Origin of the sequence: Amycolatopsis sp. NPDC023774 (assembly GCF_040639695.1) — a bacterium.
GTDB lineage: Bacteria > Actinomycetota > Actinomycetes > Mycobacteriales > Pseudonocardiaceae > Amycolatopsis.
The window spans coordinates 1-15,713 of record NZ_JBFAAJ010000050.1 but is presented as its reverse complement, the minus strand read 5'-3'; the positions used below and the strand labels follow the sequence as shown (position 1 = coordinate 15,713).

Below are 15,713 nucleotides of genomic sequence, written 5' to 3'. Positions count from 1 at the left end.
CCGTGACTGGGCGGTTCACGCGGCTCGATGAGGTCGCCGACCTGGTGGATTTCCTGGCCAGTGGCCGGGTCGGCAATCGCACGGCACCCCGGCGCAGCAGGCTGCGGCACAGGTACTGCAGCGCGTCGGTGATTTGCGGGGCTCCAGCCGGATAGGCCGTCACCTGCCCGCCCACCGCGAACTCGATCGACCTGGTGGCGTGTGAGACGGTGCCGCTGCACGTGTCGGCCAGCACAGAAATAGTGGTCGGAGGGCGGATCGACCTCGCCGCCTCGAGCTTCATGATGGAGGGCCCCTTCGCCGAAAATCCGGGATTCCTCGGCGATGCCGGGCCGCAACCCGCCGTCAAGGTCACCCGCATCATCAACCGCACCGACCCGGTCATGCGCGGGACCCGGGAAAGACTCCGGCCCGGACTGTTCAATGAGGACAGCATTACCAACTTCGCCCGGTCGACCACCACGTGGAACACCCTTGAGGACCTTGGCGTCGGCGGCATCGCCGACCTCTGGACGACCGAGGTCTCCACTGGACATAACATCATGGTGCAGACCCACAAGGATTACCGCGGCCACGCGCAGCAGATCGCCTCGGCGTTGTGGGGGACCGGCAGGTCGGTGTGGGTCCACAAGAACGTCACAGTGGTCGAAGAAAACGCCGACATCCCACGATCCGGTTGCGCTGGACTGGGCACTGTCCTATCGCGTGAACCCCGGCGGCCTGGGGGACGTCGCCTTCTTCGGCCGGGAATGGGTTCGGCGCTGGACCGGCCGCCCGAACTCGCCCGTCTCATGGGCGTTCGGCACTCCCCCTGTGGTGCGCGGTCATCGACTGGCCCGGTTCGTCTCGAGCTTCGCGAACCAGGCCGCCTCGGCCTCGCGCGTAGTCTCCGGCATGATCATGCCGCCGTTCCAGACTGCACACCGCCGCTTCGGCCAGTGGACCAAGGCCGGGCTGTGGCGGCAGTTGCACCACGCGCTCTTGGATGAACTCGGCAGCCAGGGCCTCATCGACTGGAGCCGCGCGATCGTGGATGGTGCCTGCGTGCAAGCGAAAAGGGGGGATCTATGACCGGCCCCAGCCCGGTGGACCGCGGCAAGCCCGGCTCGAAGATCCACGCCCTGTCCGACCGCGCCGGGCTTCCGCTCGCAGTCGCGGTCTCCGCCGCGAATACGAACGACTCCCATGCGCTCAAACCACTGGTCATGGCGATCCCGGCGATCAAATCCCGCCGCGGTCCCCGTCGGCGCAAGCCGGCCAAGCTGCTCGCCGACAAGGCCTACGACCAGCCCGGCTTGCGGTGCTGGGTCCACGACCGCGGCATGAAGGTCCGCATCGCCCGCAAAGGCGTCGAATCCAAGGACAAGCTCGGCAAGCATCGCTGGGTGATCGAGCGGACCATGTCCTGGTTCACCGGATACCGACGCCTGACGCTGCGCTACGAACGCAAAGCCGAGCACTTCCTCGCCTTCCTCATCCTCGGAGCCAGCCTCACTTGCCACAAGAAACTCCGCAAACTCACCACATGAGACAAGCTCTTAAGGAGATTGGCCGCCCGAGCCCCGCTGGTGACCCGGTCGCCAATGGGGATGTGCGACGAAATCGATGTGTAGCGAAGCGCCAGCGTGGTCACCTGTGGGAAGCACGAGCCACCGACTGAGAGGAGATGCCGATTCCCCAGCTGTGGGACGGCGTGGACGTGGGCAAGGAACACCACCACTGCGTGGTGATCGAAAGCGACAGAAAGCGGCTGCTGTCGCGCCGTGTGCTCAACGACGAAACCGTGTTAATGGAACTGATCAGCGACTTCCTGGCGCCGTCAATGAGGTCACGTGGGCGATCGTGAACTCCGGAGGCGCGTCGTTGTTGCTGGGCCTGCTTGTCAACCACGACGTTTTTTGTCGCAGTAGGACTTCGAGGCTGTGCATAGTCGGAGGCTTGCGAAGCACGACAGGCAGACACTCGCAGCCAGGCGCGACTGTATCGCCGCGGGCGTCGCAGGTTCCCGCTGGCCTTGCCCGAGTCACGGGGTGTCGAAGCGGATTCCGAATGAGGTTGTCAAGCCGCCGCAGTGACTTGGTGTGGCTTGGTAGCACCGTTGGTCTCGGATGAGGGCCCACAACACGTTTACTCAGCGGCGGGCGAGCGCGAGCAGCGCTTGCTTACCGGGTGCGGCGGGCGGGCCGGGGAAATCCGCCGGGAGCCAATCCGGCACGGCGCCCCGACCCGGTGGGTTAGCCGCGAACGGCGTCGATGAACTTTGCGAGTTCACGGCTGATGTCCGGTCCGGATGGCTCGAACATGACCTCGGTAGCACCGGCGCTCGCCAGGTCGGCCACCTTTTGGCGCACAACGTCGGCACAGCCGGTCAATGTCGAGGCCAAAGTCACATAGCCGCCGGCGTCCCACGCGGCGAGGTCGGCGTCGGTCATCTCCACCATATGGCCGCGGTGGATGTGCAAGTGCCGCTCATGAGGCGGATAGCTCTCGATGACCTCGAGCCAGGCCGGTCCGCCGGGAATGGCGCGGACCGCGTCGGCTCCCTGGGCGGTGTAGGTGAAGTGGAACACGCCCGCCCAGGTGGGACCGGCGGCCAATCGCACCCGTTCGCTGTCCAGTGCTTCGCCGTCGTCGAGAACGGTGCCGGGGGCGGCGACGACCGATTCGGTGAAGTCGCGTTGCTGGGGGATGGTCTGGAACATCGAGACGATCCCGTCGGCACCGAGGCGCTTGGCAACACTCGCCCCTTTCGGCCCGATGGCCGCGACGAGCAGGGGGATGTCGAGCGGCAGGGTTACGTGCTGGGTGGAGGTCAGCATGAGTTGGATTGGCGCTCCTTCCCATTCGGCGGACTCACCGGCGAGCAGCGCCGAATAAACGCCGATGTACTCCTCCAGGTAGGACCACGGAATCGGTGGCTGCCCGGTCGCGGCGCGGCTGGAGAAGCCGGTGCCAAAGGAGGTCACGACGCGTCCCGGTGCCTCGCGGTGCAGCGAGACCGTTTGAGCGGCATTGACCATCGGGTGGCGCAAGGTCGGAATCAGCACGGCGGGACCCAACCTGATGCGTGTGGTCGCCTTCGCGGCGTCGTGCAGCGCCAGCCATACGTCACTGCCTTCGAACGGCGTGTCATAGACGTAGGCGCTTCGGTAGCCCAGCTGCTCGGCTGTCGCGATGTGTCCGGCCGACTCGGCCGAGGCCGGCAGTGCAACGCTGACGTGAATGTCCACCATCGAACTCACTCCATTCTTCGTCGCGCGCCGGTCCCGGCCCGCTTTCGCCTTCCCCGAGCGGGCCGGGACCACCGTGCGGTTACCTCAGTACGGGTCGTGCGATCACGCGGCGAAAGTGACGTTCGTCTTGGATCACACTTCGGGCATGCGCTTGCTGAGCTCGTTCAGTGTGAGTCGTTCGCGTCCCTCGTCGTCGAGGTAGGGAACTCCGATTCCGTACTCCTGCCAACGGGACGCGATCCGCGACTCCAGTTCCGGCTCGATCGTGTCGGTGGGCGGGAAGCGGCGGCCACCCCATTGGGGCTGTGGGTCGATCTCCCAGTTTCGGGTGGCGTCGATGAGCATGCGCGTCCACTGCCCGGTGCCGTACTTGTTGCCGTCGTTCTTCTCTGGCGGTGTCGACGGATCGAGAGCCGAACCCATACCCGGACCGAAGAAAGCGACGTCTCCCAGGCCGGCGTTGACGCGGTAGGACAGCGCCCAGTCCAGAGCCACCGGATCGTGAATGTCGATGTCTTCTTCGACTACCATGACGTTCTTGTGGAACCACACCGCCGAACCCAGTCCCCACAACGCCGAGGCGACCTGTTGTGCGTGGCCGCGGTAGCGCTTCTGAATCTGGACGTTGGTGTTCTGCCCGTTGGAAACTTCGGTCATCCACACGTCCTTGATTCCGCCGATGCCGATGTCCTCGAGGATGTTCCAGGTGATGGCCGATCGGGCGAAGTTGGTGATGCTGTCTTCGTTGGTCAGTCCGGGCCGGATTCCTTCCAGGGTCCCGCGCATCACCGGATCGTTGCGGTACATGATGCGGGTGACCTTGACGACGGGTGCGGGCGCGGCCGCTCCGACGAATCCCGGGTATTCGGCGAAGGGGCCCTCCATGATCCAGGTCTTGGGGTCGGGGTCGATGTACCCTTCGACCACGATCTCGGCGCTGGCGGGCACGCGCAGCGGCACGGTCTCGCAGTGCACCAGGTCGACCGGGCGCCCGAGCAGGGCACCCATCATGTCGTACTCGCACACGTTCTTGGGGAAAGGGCTGCCGGCACAGAACGGCAGCACGTCGTGCCAGCCGTACACGATGGCCACGGGCATCGGTTCGGGCTTGTACTCCTCGAAGTGCACGCCATAACCCTGGCTGGGCACAAGAAGTTTGGCGATCTTGTCGCGGTCGACGATTTGCCCACGGTACACGCCGACGTTCTCCAGGCCGGTGAACTTGTCTTCAGTCACCACGCCGCAGAACGTGTCGATGTAGCGGCCGCCATCGGCGGCGTGCCACTTGGGCACGGGGAATTGCTCGAGGTCGATGTCATCGCCTTCGATGACGTTCTCCTGAACCGGTCCGCTCTTGACGACGCGCGGTTTGATGGGGTTCTGGAAGCGCTCACGCAGGTGCTGGACGATGGCCGCGTCCGAAGTTCCCTCAGGCAGGTCGAGCATCAGCTGCACTTGGCGGCGGTTGCCGAGCGCCGAGGTCAAGAACTTGGTGCAGACCGTGTCCTTGTGGCCGGTGATGTTCTCGAACAGCAGTCCAGGGCCCTGCAGTGCGAGGTTGGCGCGGGTGATGGCGCCGATCTCCTCATTCCAATCAACCTCGGCGCCGATGCGCGCCAGTTGGCCCGCACCCTGGAGGGTGGCCAGCCAACTGCGCAAGTCAGGGCCGGTGTCGTCACCCTGCTGCCGGAGGTCCTCTGCACGATCGGTGCTGGTGCTCACTGCTACTCCTTCATGATCGAGTTGTCACCGCTGGCCATCTGCTGGGAGCTTCGTTGAGCCGCTGTCAACGTGCGCGCGGTTCCGTTCTTGCCCGCAGGACGATCATCGTGTTCGTCGCCTTGCGACGACTCGGGTGACTTCCAGCGGTTGATCGTCGCGTGTGGGATTCCGAGTTGGTCGATCACGCGCCCGACGATGTAGTCGGTCACGTCATCGACCGAGCGCGGCTGGGCGTAGTAGGCGACGGTCGGCGGGAAGATGACGGCGCCTGCGCGTGCGAGGTAGTGCATGTTCTCCAGGTGTATCTCGCTGAGCGGTGCTTCGCGTGCCACGAGCACGAGGCGCCGGCGTTCTTTCAACGTGACGTCGGCGGCACGGGTGATGAGGTTGTCGCTGAATCCCATTCGGATCGCGGCCAGGGTCTTCATGCTGCAGGGGCACACCACCATGCCGTCGGTGAGGAACGAGCCACTGGAGACGGCCGCGGCGAGGTCCCGCGCACTGTAGGCGTGTGTGGCCAGTGCCCGAACATCGTTAACGGAGTATGTCGTTTCCAGCTTCAAGTTGGCGCGCGCCCAATCACTGAGGATCAGGTGTGTCTCGACATCCAAAGTCTTCAGGACTTCCAAAAGCCGTACGCCCAGTACTGATCCGGTGGCCCCGGTGATGGCGACCACTAGCCGCATGGTGGGGCCCCGCAGTCCCGGCCTTTTCGGCGTCGTGGCGGAAGTGGTGAAGCAAGGGCGCGGCGATGGTGGTGGATAGACGGGAAAACCTGATGCGGCAACAGTGATCCGATCTGTCGGGTGCTTCGCTCTCCTCTTGGTGGCGTCCTTCCGCATCCCGGCAGCCTCTTCGGCAAGCGGGTCTGAAGGCCTGGTGAGCGTAACCCGCCACAGTCACGGATATCGCGTGATCCACTTCGAAGCGTGAACATCGGGCATTCCCGGAAGTACGATCGGCCCTGTCCATCGGTGCCATGTCGGCACAGTTCGAATTGACCGAATTTTTCGACGAAATTCCGAGCAAATATGAAAGAATATTGACCACTGAGCGAACATAGGTGCGGTGATCGAACCTCACTCGAATGGGTGCTCGGAATAGATAATTGTTGCGCATTGAACTTCTTCGCTCCTCGCCAGAAGACAGGCGAGGAGCGAAAAGTCGAGATCAGCTAGTTGTGGATGCCTATCCGTCCCTGTTCGCGCTCGCCCGGCCGACCAGGGAAACGCAGATCGCGCCCAGTCCCGACACCACGGCGAAGGCGAAGAAGCCCCACGGGTAGGCCACCCCGGCGCCCAGCAGTGCCCCGCCCATCAGGGGCCCGGTGATCGCGCCGAGCCGGCCTACGCCACTCAACGTGCCGAGCGCCGTGGCCCGGGCGGCAGCCGGGTAGCGGCGGCTGATGTAGACGTACACGAGCACTTGCGTACTGAAGACGAACATGCCGGCCGGCAGCACGCTCACGAATACCCCGACACCCGGGAGCTTTACGCTCAGCAACGCGAGGAACACCGCCGCGGCCACGAACCATGCGATGGTCGCGGCGCGGATGCCGACGCGGTCCGCGACCCGACCCGCGATCAGCATGCCCACGACGGCACCGGCGTTCAGCGTGAGCAGCAGCGCCAGCGACGTACCGAGCTGGTACCCGGCGGCTCGCATGATCTCCGGAAGCCAGGTGTTGAGACCGTAAACGAGCAGCAGCCCCATGAACGACGTGATCCAGAAGGCGATCGTCACGCCGACCCTGCCCTTGCGGAACAGGACGGCGACCGGGTTCTGCCGTCCGTCCGCATCGGACGTTTCCGGCATCGACTCCGGGAGCCGCGCGGCGATCAGCGGAACCAAAACCAGTGCGGGCAGCGCGCCGAGCACGAACATGGCCTGCCAGCCGAGCGCGGGGATCACCACGATGCCGAACAACGCGGTCAGCACCGCGCCCACGTGGTAGCCGGTCATGAGCGTGGTCGTGGCGCGCCCGCTCTTGGCCGATCGTGCGACGTCGTTGACCATCGCGAGCGCCACCGGGAGCACTCCGCCGAGCGGCAGCCCAGCGACGAACCGCAGCACGCCGAACACGAGCGGCCCGGTCGCGAACGCGCACGCCAGCGTCAGCAGCGAGAACGCCACGACCGTGCCCAGGAGCATGCGGCGGCGGCCGAAGCGGTCGGTCAGCGGCCCGATGGCGAGCGCGTCGACCATGACCCCCACCAGCCCGGTGGACGAGATGACGGCTGCCGTGCCCGGGGTCAGGCCCCACGTGGGATTGCGCAACCGCGTCGGGAGCACCACCCCGAGCACCACCCCGAGCACGACGAGGTCGAACCCTTCGAGTGCGACGGCCGCCCAGCACAGGGGCGCGACCCAGCGGGAGCGGGCGGGAGCGGACTCTCTCGTGGCCGGGCCGGAGTCGGTCGGAGAAGGCGTAGGCGTCGTTGCCATGGCTTTTCGCCGTGCTGTCCGACGACTACCTGGGGGTCGACGCGGACCGCATCAAGGACTTGGAGGTGGTCCGGACCGTCGTCGGCGGCCGGGTCGTCTTCGAGAGGTGAACCGATCCCCACCACGTAGAGGAAGCAGAAACACCGGCTGCAGCTCCAGCCGCACACCGAGCGCGCGCGCGTTCGAACTGCTCGCGCCGTCCGAGGCTGCCGTGGATCAGCGCGAAGCGCCGGCCCGCGATCGGGCGCACGCGGTCGGCCGCTTCGAACGCGTCGAGCACGCGGTCCACGGCCTGGTCGCCGACGCAGTGCACGCCGAGGCGCCAGTCGCGCTCGTGCGCGGCCACCACCAGATCCGCCAGGTGCTCAGCCGACATCGTGGCCATGCCGTGGTCGTGCCCGTCACCGGGATACGCGTCGCGCATCAGCGCGGTGCGCAGGGTCATGCCGCCGTCGGAGATCAGCTTGATCCCGGCGAGCTTGAGCCACTCGTCGCCGAACCAGGACGACACGCCGGTCGCCTCGACCGTGCGCCGCCACTCGCCGAGGGACACGGACGGATCGGGCGCCCACAGCACGCCGACGCGCGCCGTCAGCCGGCCGTCGAGCCAGAGCCGTTGCAGGGCGCGGATCCCGCGCGAGTGCAGGTAGGGTTGCAGCACGCTCGTGATGCCGAAGCTGTTGGCCTGCGCCAATCCGGCGGCGAACTGCTGCTCCAGCTCCTCGGTCGTCCAGCCGGGTTTCACGGCGGTGACGAGGTCGATGGCGTGTTCGTAGAGCACACCCGTCGCCCGACCGGCCGAGTCGCGTTCGATCGTGCCGCCGGACGGCTCGGGCGTGTTCTCGTCGATGCCCGCGCGCTCGAGCCCGGCGGAGTTCGTCATGGCCACGTGGCCGACGGTCGGCAAGAACACCGGGTTGCGCGGCGCGGCTTCGTCGAGCTCGGCGCGGGTGAGGTAGCGCGCCTCGACCAGCTGCGACGGTGGGTGCCAGCCGCTGCCGGTCACCCACTCACCCGCCGGCTGCCCGGCGGCGAAGTCCCGGATCGCGGCCAGCGCCTCGGCCACCGTGCCCACGCCCGCCAGGTCGACCACGAGGCCGGCTTGCCCGGCGAACTCGATGTGGCAGTGGCTGTCGTTGAAGCCCGGGATCACGGTCGCTCCGCCGAGGTCGACGACCTCGGCGTCCGGCCCGGCGTGGGCGAGCACGGCGGCGTCATCACCGACGGCGGTGAACCGGCCGTCGCGGATCGCCACGGCCGACGCCACCGGCGTTTCGCTGTCCAACGTGAGGAAGTGCCCGTTGACGTAGGCGGAAGTCATGATCATCCCACGAGGGTAGCGGCGCAGAAGGCACCGACGAGCTGGTCGCACAACTCGAGACCACGCACCTCACCGGCCGCGATGTCGGCCCGCAGCCGCTCGACGTCCACTTCGGACCCCGGCGCCCAGCCGGCGGAGGTCCAGCGCTCGCGCCAGCTCGCGAAGGTGTCCGCCGTCATCTCGGGGTGGAACTGCAGGCCCAGCACCTTGCCGGTCGCGAAGGCCTGTGAGCCGCTGGCGTTGCGCGCCAGCTCCGTGCCCGGTGGCGGTACGAACGCGTCGGAGTGGAACTGCAGCCACGGCCCGGCCGGCACGAGTTCCGCGTCGTCGGTCTCGACGGCGGTGAACCCGAACTCGGGCAGCGCCGCGCGCCCCACGCTCCCGCCGAGGATCCGCGCGAGCAGCTGCCCGCCGAAGCAGACCCCGAGCGTCGGCACACCGCGCTCATGGGCGGCGCGCACGAAGGCGAGCTCCTTCGCTAGCCACGGCACCGTGTCATCGGCTGCCGACTCGCTGGACCCCATCACCACGAGCAGGTCGTAGCCGGCGGGGTCCGGGGCGTCCTCGGCCACGAGCGACACGACCTCGTGTTTTATGTCGCGAGTGGACAGTGCCGGCCCGATCGCCCCGGGCACGCGGTGGCGGCGGCCGGGCGCGGGGTCGTGTACGAGGATCAGGGCGCGGTTCGCCATCGGGGTCCCCACTAGAGGTCCAGCACGAGCTTGCGGCCGCAGGCGCGGCTCACGCACGGGAAGAACGTCTTGCCGGCCGCGCGCTCGGCCTTCGAGAGCACGACGTCGCGGTGGTCGGGTGTGCCTTCGAGCACGCGCGTCTCGCACGTACCGCAATAGCCCTCTTCGCAGTCGGACTCGAGGTCGAGCCCGGCGTCGCGGATGGCCTGCAGCAGCGTCGTGTCCGCGTCGGCGACCACGGTGATGCCGGATTCGCGCAGCTCCAGCTCCACCTCGTCACCCGGGGCGGCGTCGGGGTCGGGCGTGGCGGCGCTGAAGTGCTCGGTCTCGCAGCGCACGCCCGCGGCCTCGCAGATCTCCGTGACGGCGTCGAGCAGGCCGGCCGGGCCGCAGCAGTACACCACCGCGCCCGGCGCCAGCGCACCGATCAGCTCCTTGAGGTCCGGCCGCGGCGCGACCGTGGTGTCCACAAAGGACACGCGGTCGCCGCCGACGCGTGTGAGCTCCTCGCGAAACGCCATGGTGTGCGCGCCGTGGCCGCAGTAGACCGCCGACCAGTCGGCGCCGCGTGCGGCGAGCTCGCGCGCCATCGGCACGAGTGGCGTGACGCCGATGCCGCCGGCGATCAGCAGGTACGAGTCCGCGGTGTCGAGCGGGAAGTGGTTGCGCACGTGGTTCACCACGAGCGTCTTCCCCACCAGGAGCAGGCTCAGCGCGGCGAGCTGGTTGGCGAGCCCGCTGAGCTCCACCATGGCGATCACGCAGTGGCACAGGATCCCGTGCTGATCCACAAAGGACACGCGAATCGTCCGCAGGCCCTCCGCGCCGACCCGCGCCAGGACGGCTCTCGCCGCTTCCTGCTGCTCCTCGGTCCAGAGCCCGAACTTCTTGATGAACCCCATGCCTCAGTCCCGCGTGCGGTCGTAGGCGTCGGGCAACGATGCGCTGGCCGTATTCGGTGCGGGCGTTGAGCGCGCAGGAGCGCTGCTCGGTGCAGCCGAAGACGAACAACGCGACCTTTCGGCGGGTCCTAGGGGCGGGAACCGAGTACGCCGGAAAGGGACTGCGGCCGGCGATCGAACCTTGAGCTCTGCGACCTCCTCTTCGCGGCGTGCGCTTGCGTGCGCGATGTTGGCTACAAAGGCCAAGGTGGGTCGATCGGGCGGCAATGTCACAGGTGAGCTTGACGGCTCGATAGGTCCTCGGTGATCGACTTGTGACACGGTGGAGGTGTCCCAGGAAGTCGAAGTCGCTCGGAGTACTCATGTCATTTCAGGTCCTTGGTACCGCGCACACGGGAATCACGGTCGTCGACCTCGAAAGGTCGCTGTCGTTTTGGAGGGACGTCCTCGGGCTCAAGGTCGTGCTGCGCGACGACGTGGCCGGCGAGGCGCTCGAAGAGATCACCGGCGTCCGTGGAGGCGCCATGTCGTTCGCCATTCTCGAGGTTCCCGGTGGCGGAGGCCAGATCGAGCTGTTGGAGTACACGCAGCCGGCCGATCGGCAGCATTTGCGGCCACGTCCCTTTGATGTCGGTTCGATGCACGTTGCGTTGTTCGTGGACGACATCGAGGCCGTGCTGCGGGATTGCGCTGCAGCTGGATGGCGCAGCCATGGGACGCCGCGGGTCAGGCAGGAGGGCCCGGCCAAGGGGATGACCTTTCTGTATATGAGCGACCCGGACGGCACCATCGTGGAACTCGTCCAAGCCGCCTCCTGAGGGCGCGCGACGACAGCACTGGGCGTGCGCCGGGTGCCCTGGTTGAACAGCCGCAGGGAAGAAGTACGCGGCCGACCTGCACAAGGCCGCCCGGGCCGGGTTCGACGAGGATGCACCGAGTGCCGCGACGACGAACTAGGAAGGCTGAGCGTCGGTCTCGGCGGCCGCCCTACGACGTGAGCAGCGCGGCCGCGTCGAGCACGTGCTCGCAGTACCGCGGTTCTCCCACCGACGGCAGCGGCAGCCATTCGGCGAACCCGTGAGGTGCGCTTCGGGACGACACCGCGCTGGGCTGCGGCCTTGCCCGGGCCTGCGCGGTCCGCGCAGGTTGCTACGCCCCTGTACGTATGCGCGGGTGTCGACGCGTGGCGGATGCCGCACCCAGCGGCTTTGCGCCACTCTCGGCGACCAGGCCGTCGAATGCGCCGGCACGCCGAGGATGGGGGCACGACCGTGGTCGAGGTCGGACAATTACGGCAGGGTTGGCGGCTGGGCGGTGTGGTCTTCGTGACCTGCTTCGTCGGCAGTCTCGTCGCTGGTGCAGCGCTGGCAAGGGTCTCGCTCTACCTTCCCGGGGCCTCGCCAAGTGAACTGCGGGAGTACTACACGGACAGCCGGGCGTCGGTGCTCGTGGCATCGGCGTTGCAGCTGGTCGCGGCTGTCGGCCTGGCTCGGTTCGGCGCCGGGCTCGCCGCCCGGATCAGTCCGGCCCACCGGCGTGCCTGCCGGGTCGGATATGGGCTCGCGGCAGCCTCGCTGGCCGTGTCGGCGCTGCTGTCGGTGCTGATGGTGATCCTCGGTGCGGACGCGGACGACAGCATTGTGCGGGTGTTCGGGCGGCTGATCCTGAGCACCGGCGGCGCGCTGCACCTGGCCGGGCTGGCCCTGCTGATCTGGTCAGTGTCCAGGGGCGCGGCCGGCGCCGGGCTGGGGCCCCGGTTGCCCTGGCGCGCGGGACTGGTGATCGCCCCGCTGCTGGCGGTGTCGCTGGGGTCGATCGTCCTGGTCCCGCTCACCCGCCTGGAACCATTGTGGCGGCTGCTGGCCGCGGTCTGGATCTGCTGGGTCTGCGCCGGCGGCCTCATTGGCGCCGCCCGTCCCGATCAGCCGGCAACACCGCCGCCCGCCTCGACCTGACCAACACTTAGAGGGACATTCACTTCCGTACGCGCCCCTGATGACCACGACGAGTAGTTCCCCAGGAATAAAGAAGGCCCGGCCGGAAAACCGGCCGAGCCTCGAAGCCGTTGGGACGGCTGCGACGCCGCAGCAATACCACGTCTTCCGACAGTCCTGCCGCGCAATCGAGTCCTGAGCTGCCGGCCAACGACCCGGGACGCCGTTCCGCCCCGGGTCAACTACGACGAGACGGCATCAGGTCCCGAGATGCGTCGTCGAAGTGGATTAGTGCTCGTGCTCCTTCGGCGTCCGAAGGAGCATTTTCCGGATCCGCCAGCCGGGTCCCCGGCCGCCAGGCCGCGTCGAGGATCTTCTGCAGGCCGGCGATCTCGAAGCGGCAGGTGCCGAAGGCGCTGTCGCCTTCGCAGGCTTTACGGTCGGCCACAACGGCTTGGTAGCCCAGCAGCATGCGCCGATACCCCGAGAGGACCGGCATGTGCGAGTTGCCGCCTTCGTGCTCGTCGTGGCGATTTTCTGCGGATGCTACGGCGACCCCTACCTGTGTCGCAGCCGTCCCGCTCACAGCGGGATGACACGAGCTGGAAGAACAGGTCCGCGTGACTTGCGGGCCGGGAACCGGGCTGAACGGATCCGGCCCCCGCCGCCGTGAGACTCCCGCGCTGCGACCTCGCACTGACACACCGAACCCCGTACCGTGGAGGAGGCGCGCGGTACGGGGTTCGGTGGAGCGGCTCACTCGTCGGTCGGCGGGAGAGTGAGCATCTCTTTCCGCGGTGGCGGAGAGTTTCTTTCAGGCGGCCAGATCCCGTGCTGGTGGTCTGGTGTCCGGTGCGGGGGAACGCGGTGTTTCCCGGTCGGGTCCGGCCGGCGCGCAGCCGGGGCGCCAGGTACCCACGTGCGTCCACTGCCGGCCCCACCAGTGACTGATGAGGACGGTGGACCGGAAGCAGACCGGGCACGGCTGGCGAGGGCAGTCGATCGCCATCGGGGACCTCCGTGTCGGTTTCGCTTCGTACCCCTGAAGCGTTGCTTCTTGCTGGCGGTCCACACATCGGGAGTCTTACCGAGAAACTACGTACGCAACGAGGCGGGCCGTTCAGCCCAGCGACACCACCGCGATGGCGTCGTCGAACTCCACCGCCGAGTGCTGCTGGCACCATCTCGATCAGCAACTGTCGGGCTCTGTCCTTCCCGCCCAGTCATTGACCAGGCCAAAGGCACCCCCATGGCACTGCACCGCATCACCGCCGACACGTTCGAGCGGCTGACCAGCAATCCCAGCACCCCAACCTCAAGCTGCGCGACGTCGCCGAGCAGTTCGTCACCGACGTGCTTACTGGGGTCCCGGACATCTCGCGCCACCGCCCCTGGGCGGGCCTCGTGGACAGTCACCAGGTTGGGGCTCGCGGCGGTGGGGTATCTCCCGGCCATGATCACTCGCCCGGGGGACGCCGACCGTAGTTGTGCGGTGCTGGGCCATGGCCGCAGCCCCCCTGAGCTGGCCGCGACCACACGACCATCTTGAAAACGTGTCTGACCGTGTCTTGGTCCAGGTGGTGATCGCGTGGAGGTCTGCCGCGGACCGAGAAGAACCCGAGAGAGGTACCGATGAACTTGCCCACCGCACTGGCCGCAACCGATGGCGCGCACGTCGCCGTGGCCGTGGGAATCGTGGCACTGTGCCTGATCACCGTGATCTTTTTCGTGGCCGCGCTTGTCAGCATCCTGGGTAGCCCGCTGACCGGCGGCATGAGACTCGTCTGGATCGTGTTCGCGTTCTGCGCGCCGATTCTCGGGCCGCTGCTGTGGTTCCTGGTGGGCCGGCGCAGCGCCGAAGCCGGGGGGCCCGCCGCATCAGCGGGATGATCCCAGTGGGCCGGGCCGCGGCCCCGCCCGCCGCCCGCGGTGGCCACACCCGGTGGGGGCATGGCAGCGACACGGGCCCGGTCCAACACGCGTACGCCGCCCCACCGGCGTGCGGGGGCTTGCGGGGCAAGCGTCGCCCGGCGGGACCGCCTCCACGGGCGGTGGGGCGGCGTACGTGGAAGGGCTGGGCCCACCGTTTGTGGCGATCAGACGGTAGAACACGCGCCGGAGGGTGGGTTGGTGGCTGGATGCCCCCGCCTCCGCCGAGGCAGCAGCGGCGCGGCCTGGGCCCGTTCTGGGACGGCATTTCGTGCCGGCACCCGTAACCCGCGTCGGACAACTACTGGCGGGGTCGAGGGCGCCCTCGACCCCGCCGCCGCGTTCGTTTCCATCGTCTCGCTCAGAGCTTCGCGGCTACGGCGCCCGCCATCGTCAGGTAGCCGGAGTCGCGAGGGTGGATGTTCGGTCCGACCGGAGCCGGATCACACTCGAAGGTCAACTTGCAGAGGTTGGCGACATTCACCGGAACCTGGCCGTGGCCGGGCAGCGTTGTCTGGTCGGCGAAGTCGTCGATCCGGTAGGCGGATGCCACGTCGGCGACCCGGAAGCCGGCTTGGCCGTAGGCGGCCGCGAGTAGTTTGTTGAGCTGGTCGACCACCGTGACCGACTGCATCGCAAGCTGTTGTCCCGCGGCGCCCTGGAGGAACGCCGCCAAAAACGGGTCGTATTCGTTCAGGCCGATGAACCGGGTGTTCGTACCCGGGTCGGCCTTTTTGAGCGCGGTGACGATCGTGGTCAGGTTGGTCTGGATGTCCGCCAGTCCTCGTTGCAAGCAGGCGGCGTCGATGCCCGTGGCAGACCCGCAGTCCTCCACGTCGCTCGCGCCGATGCTGATCGTGACCAGCGGAACGTGGCCGCGGTGCTGGGTCAGGAACGTGATCGCGGCATCCAGCTGCGACCGGGCGTGGGGGTAGGTGCAGATCCCACCGTTGATCATCGTGGTTGTCGTCTCGCTAGGACAACCGAGTTCGGCCAGGTTCAGGTTCCGACCGTGCAGCAGGCTGACAAGTCGCAGACCGGGGAGCAGATCGTGATCGAAGCCGTGATCGGTCGGCCTGCCCACGCCGTGGGCGTCAGGCTGGAAACCGACCGACAGAGAGTCCCCGAGAGACAGGTAGTAGTCCGTGCTTCCTGGACTCTGACTCGCCGACGATGCGGTCGCGACACCGGTGATCGAGAACACCGCGGCCACGACCACGGCCGGCAGGGCAAGCCATGTGCGTTTCAGTTTCACTTTTCCCCCTCATCGGTCGAACCAAGGACAAGACCACCTCAACAGGGGGCACGTTCACGACCGCCGGGTGGTTCACGCGGACTTCGTCGGCACAGGGACCGACGAGACGATCATCACCGCGGACGTGGCCCTGCGGTGGTTCCGTGATGCCACCCCGGTCCATCGCGTGGCCATCGACCACCAGATCAGCGTGGCCACCGCCTACCGCTACCTGCACGAAACCATCACCGCGCTCGCCGCCCACGCCCCGGACCTGCACCACGTCCTGCAGCAACGCCGC

General features: G+C 67.6%; 14 protein-coding genes and 3 pseudogenes. 7 read left to right on the top strand and 10 right to left on the bottom strand.

What is annotated here, in order from left to right:
- The first annotated feature begins 194 nt into the window (after nucleotides 1-194).
- The 3 genes and pseudogenes from AB0F91_RS44110 (at nucleotide 195) to AB0F91_RS44100 (ending at nucleotide 1,846) form a co-directional block, all read left to right on the top strand.
- On the top strand, nucleotides 195-989 hold the full coding sequence (locus tag AB0F91_RS44110) for a UbiD family decarboxylase domain-containing protein (protein WP_360607967.1): 795 nt from the start codon (nucleotides 195-197) through the stop codon (nucleotides 987-989).
- Nucleotides 916-1,529: pseudogene (locus AB0F91_RS44105) on the top strand (IS5 family transposase); the annotation flags it as partial. The gene AB0F91_RS44110 and the pseudogene AB0F91_RS44105, both read left to right, overlap by 74 nt.
- Before the next feature lie 137 nt (nucleotides 1,530-1,666).
- Nucleotides 1,667-1,846, top strand: coding sequence for a transposase (locus AB0F91_RS44100; RefSeq protein WP_360607965.1), 180 nt, complete (start codon nucleotides 1,667-1,669; stop codon nucleotides 1,844-1,846).
- A 388-nt stretch (nucleotides 1,847-2,234) separates the two neighbouring features.
- Here AB0F91_RS44100 and AB0F91_RS44095 read toward each other — a convergent pair whose 3' ends face one another.
- The 7 genes from AB0F91_RS44095 to AB0F91_RS44065 all read right to left on the bottom strand — a co-directional run bounded on the left by AB0F91_RS44095 (nucleotide 2,235) and on the right by AB0F91_RS44065 (nucleotide 10,315).
- Complete coding sequence (locus AB0F91_RS44095) at nucleotides 2,235-3,233, bottom strand: LLM class flavin-dependent oxidoreductase (protein ID WP_360607963.1); 999 nt, start codon at nucleotides 3,231-3,233, stop codon at nucleotides 2,235-2,237.
- A gap of 132 nt (nucleotides 3,234-3,365) precedes the next feature.
- The gene (locus AB0F91_RS44090; protein WP_360607961.1) at nucleotides 3,366-4,955 is read right to left on the bottom strand and encodes a UbiD family decarboxylase; all 1,590 of its coding nucleotides are present in this window, start codon (nucleotides 4,953-4,955) and stop codon (nucleotides 3,366-3,368) included.
- A 2-nt stretch (nucleotides 4,956-4,957) separates the two neighbouring features.
- Nucleotides 4,958-5,632, bottom strand: a complete 675-nt coding sequence (locus AB0F91_RS44085) for a UbiX family flavin prenyltransferase (protein ID WP_360607959.1) — start codon at nucleotides 5,630-5,632, stop codon at nucleotides 4,958-4,960.
- A 511-nt stretch (nucleotides 5,633-6,143) separates the two neighbouring features.
- Entirely contained in the window at nucleotides 6,144-7,400 is a 1,257-nt protein-coding gene (locus AB0F91_RS44080; protein ID WP_360607957.1) for an aromatic acid/H+ symport family MFS transporter, read from the bottom strand.
- A gap of 25 nt (nucleotides 7,401-7,425) precedes the next feature.
- Nucleotides 7,426-8,727, bottom strand: a complete 1,302-nt coding sequence (locus AB0F91_RS44075; RefSeq protein ID WP_360607955.1) for an amidohydrolase — start codon at nucleotides 8,725-8,727, stop codon at nucleotides 7,426-7,428.
- The gene (locus tag AB0F91_RS44070) at nucleotides 8,724-9,413 is read right to left on the bottom strand and encodes a type 1 glutamine amidotransferase (RefSeq protein ID WP_360607953.1); all 690 of its coding nucleotides are present in this window, start codon (nucleotides 9,411-9,413) and stop codon (nucleotides 8,724-8,726) included. The genes AB0F91_RS44075 and AB0F91_RS44070 overlap by 4 nt, the downstream gene beginning before the upstream one ends.
- An 11-nt stretch (nucleotides 9,414-9,424) precedes the next feature.
- The gene (locus tag AB0F91_RS44065) at nucleotides 9,425-10,315 is read right to left on the bottom strand and encodes a PDR/VanB family oxidoreductase (RefSeq protein ID WP_360607951.1); all 891 of its coding nucleotides are present in this window, start codon (nucleotides 10,313-10,315) and stop codon (nucleotides 9,425-9,427) included.
- A gap of 362 nt (nucleotides 10,316-10,677) precedes the next feature.
- Here AB0F91_RS44065 and AB0F91_RS44060 point away from each other — a divergent pair, with 362 nt between their 5' ends.
- Together AB0F91_RS44060 and AB0F91_RS44055 are read left to right on the top strand one after the other, a co-directional pair.
- Nucleotides 10,678-11,133 (top strand): VOC family protein, encoded by a 456-nt coding sequence (locus AB0F91_RS44060; protein WP_360607949.1) that lies wholly within the window; start codon nucleotides 10,678-10,680, stop codon nucleotides 11,131-11,133.
- A gap of 420 nt (nucleotides 11,134-11,553) precedes the next feature.
- The gene (locus AB0F91_RS44055) at nucleotides 11,554-12,270 is read left to right on the top strand and encodes a hypothetical protein (protein ID WP_360607947.1); all 717 of its coding nucleotides are present in this window, start codon (nucleotides 11,554-11,556) and stop codon (nucleotides 12,268-12,270) included.
- Between the two features lie 217 nt (nucleotides 12,271-12,487).
- Here the strand turns inward: AB0F91_RS44055 and AB0F91_RS44050 are convergent, their stop codons facing one another.
- Both AB0F91_RS44050 and AB0F91_RS44045 read right to left on the bottom strand, forming a co-directional pair.
- Entirely contained in the window at nucleotides 12,488-12,835 is a 348-nt protein-coding gene (locus AB0F91_RS44050) for a hypothetical protein (RefSeq protein ID WP_360607945.1), read from the bottom strand.
- Nucleotides 12,836-12,870: 35 nt separating this feature from the next.
- Nucleotides 12,871-12,948, bottom strand: a pseudogene (locus tag AB0F91_RS44045) (IS21-like element ISAau2 family helper ATPase IstB); the annotation flags it as partial.
- Nucleotides 12,949-13,887: 939 nt separating this feature from the next.
- Between AB0F91_RS44045 and AB0F91_RS44040 the strand changes: the two are divergent.
- The gene (locus AB0F91_RS44040) at nucleotides 13,888-14,139 is read left to right on the top strand and encodes a PLD nuclease N-terminal domain-containing protein (RefSeq protein ID WP_360607943.1); all 252 of its coding nucleotides are present in this window, start codon (nucleotides 13,888-13,890) and stop codon (nucleotides 14,137-14,139) included.
- 400 nt (nucleotides 14,140-14,539) lie between these two features.
- Here the strand turns inward: AB0F91_RS44040 and AB0F91_RS44035 are convergent, their stop codons facing one another.
- Nucleotides 14,540-15,397 carry an SGNH/GDSL hydrolase family protein gene (locus tag AB0F91_RS44035; protein WP_360607941.1) on the bottom strand — a complete coding sequence of 286 codons (858 nt, stop codon included), beginning with the start codon at nucleotides 15,395-15,397 and terminating at the stop codon, nucleotides 14,540-14,542.
- Nucleotides 15,398-15,545: 148 nt separating this feature from the next.
- Between AB0F91_RS44035 and AB0F91_RS44030 the strand changes: the two are divergent.
- Nucleotides 15,546-15,713: pseudogene (locus AB0F91_RS44030) on the top strand (IS5/IS1182 family transposase); the annotation flags it as partial.

Bases quoted from the DNA above. Each gene is read 5' to 3' on its own strand.
- AB0F91_RS44055 (WP_360607947.1), top strand. From the start codon at position 11,554: ATGCGCCGGCACGCCGAGGATGGGGGCACGACCGTGGTCGAGGTCGGA.
- AB0F91_RS44075 (WP_360607955.1), bottom strand. From the start codon at position 8,727: ATGATCATGACTTCCGCCTACGTCAACGGGCACTTCCTCACGTTGGAC.
- AB0F91_RS44080 (WP_360607957.1), bottom strand. From the start codon at position 7,400: ATGGCAACGACGCCTACGCCTTCTCCGACCGACTCCGGCCCGGCCACG.
- AB0F91_RS44060 (WP_360607949.1), top strand. From the start codon at position 10,678: ATGTCATTTCAGGTCCTTGGTACCGCGCACACGGGAATCACGGTCGTC.
- AB0F91_RS44065 (WP_360607951.1), bottom strand. From the start codon at position 10,315: ATGGGGTTCATCAAGAAGTTCGGGCTCTGGACCGAGGAGCAGCAGGAA.
- AB0F91_RS44100 (WP_360607965.1), top strand. From the start codon at position 1,667: ATGCCGATTCCCCAGCTGTGGGACGGCGTGGACGTGGGCAAGGAACAC.
- AB0F91_RS44070 (WP_360607953.1), bottom strand. From the start codon at position 9,413: ATGGCGAACCGCGCCCTGATCCTCGTACACGACCCCGCGCCCGGCCGC.
- AB0F91_RS44095 (WP_360607963.1), bottom strand. From the start codon at position 3,233: ATGGTGGACATTCACGTCAGCGTTGCACTGCCGGCCTCGGCCGAGTCG.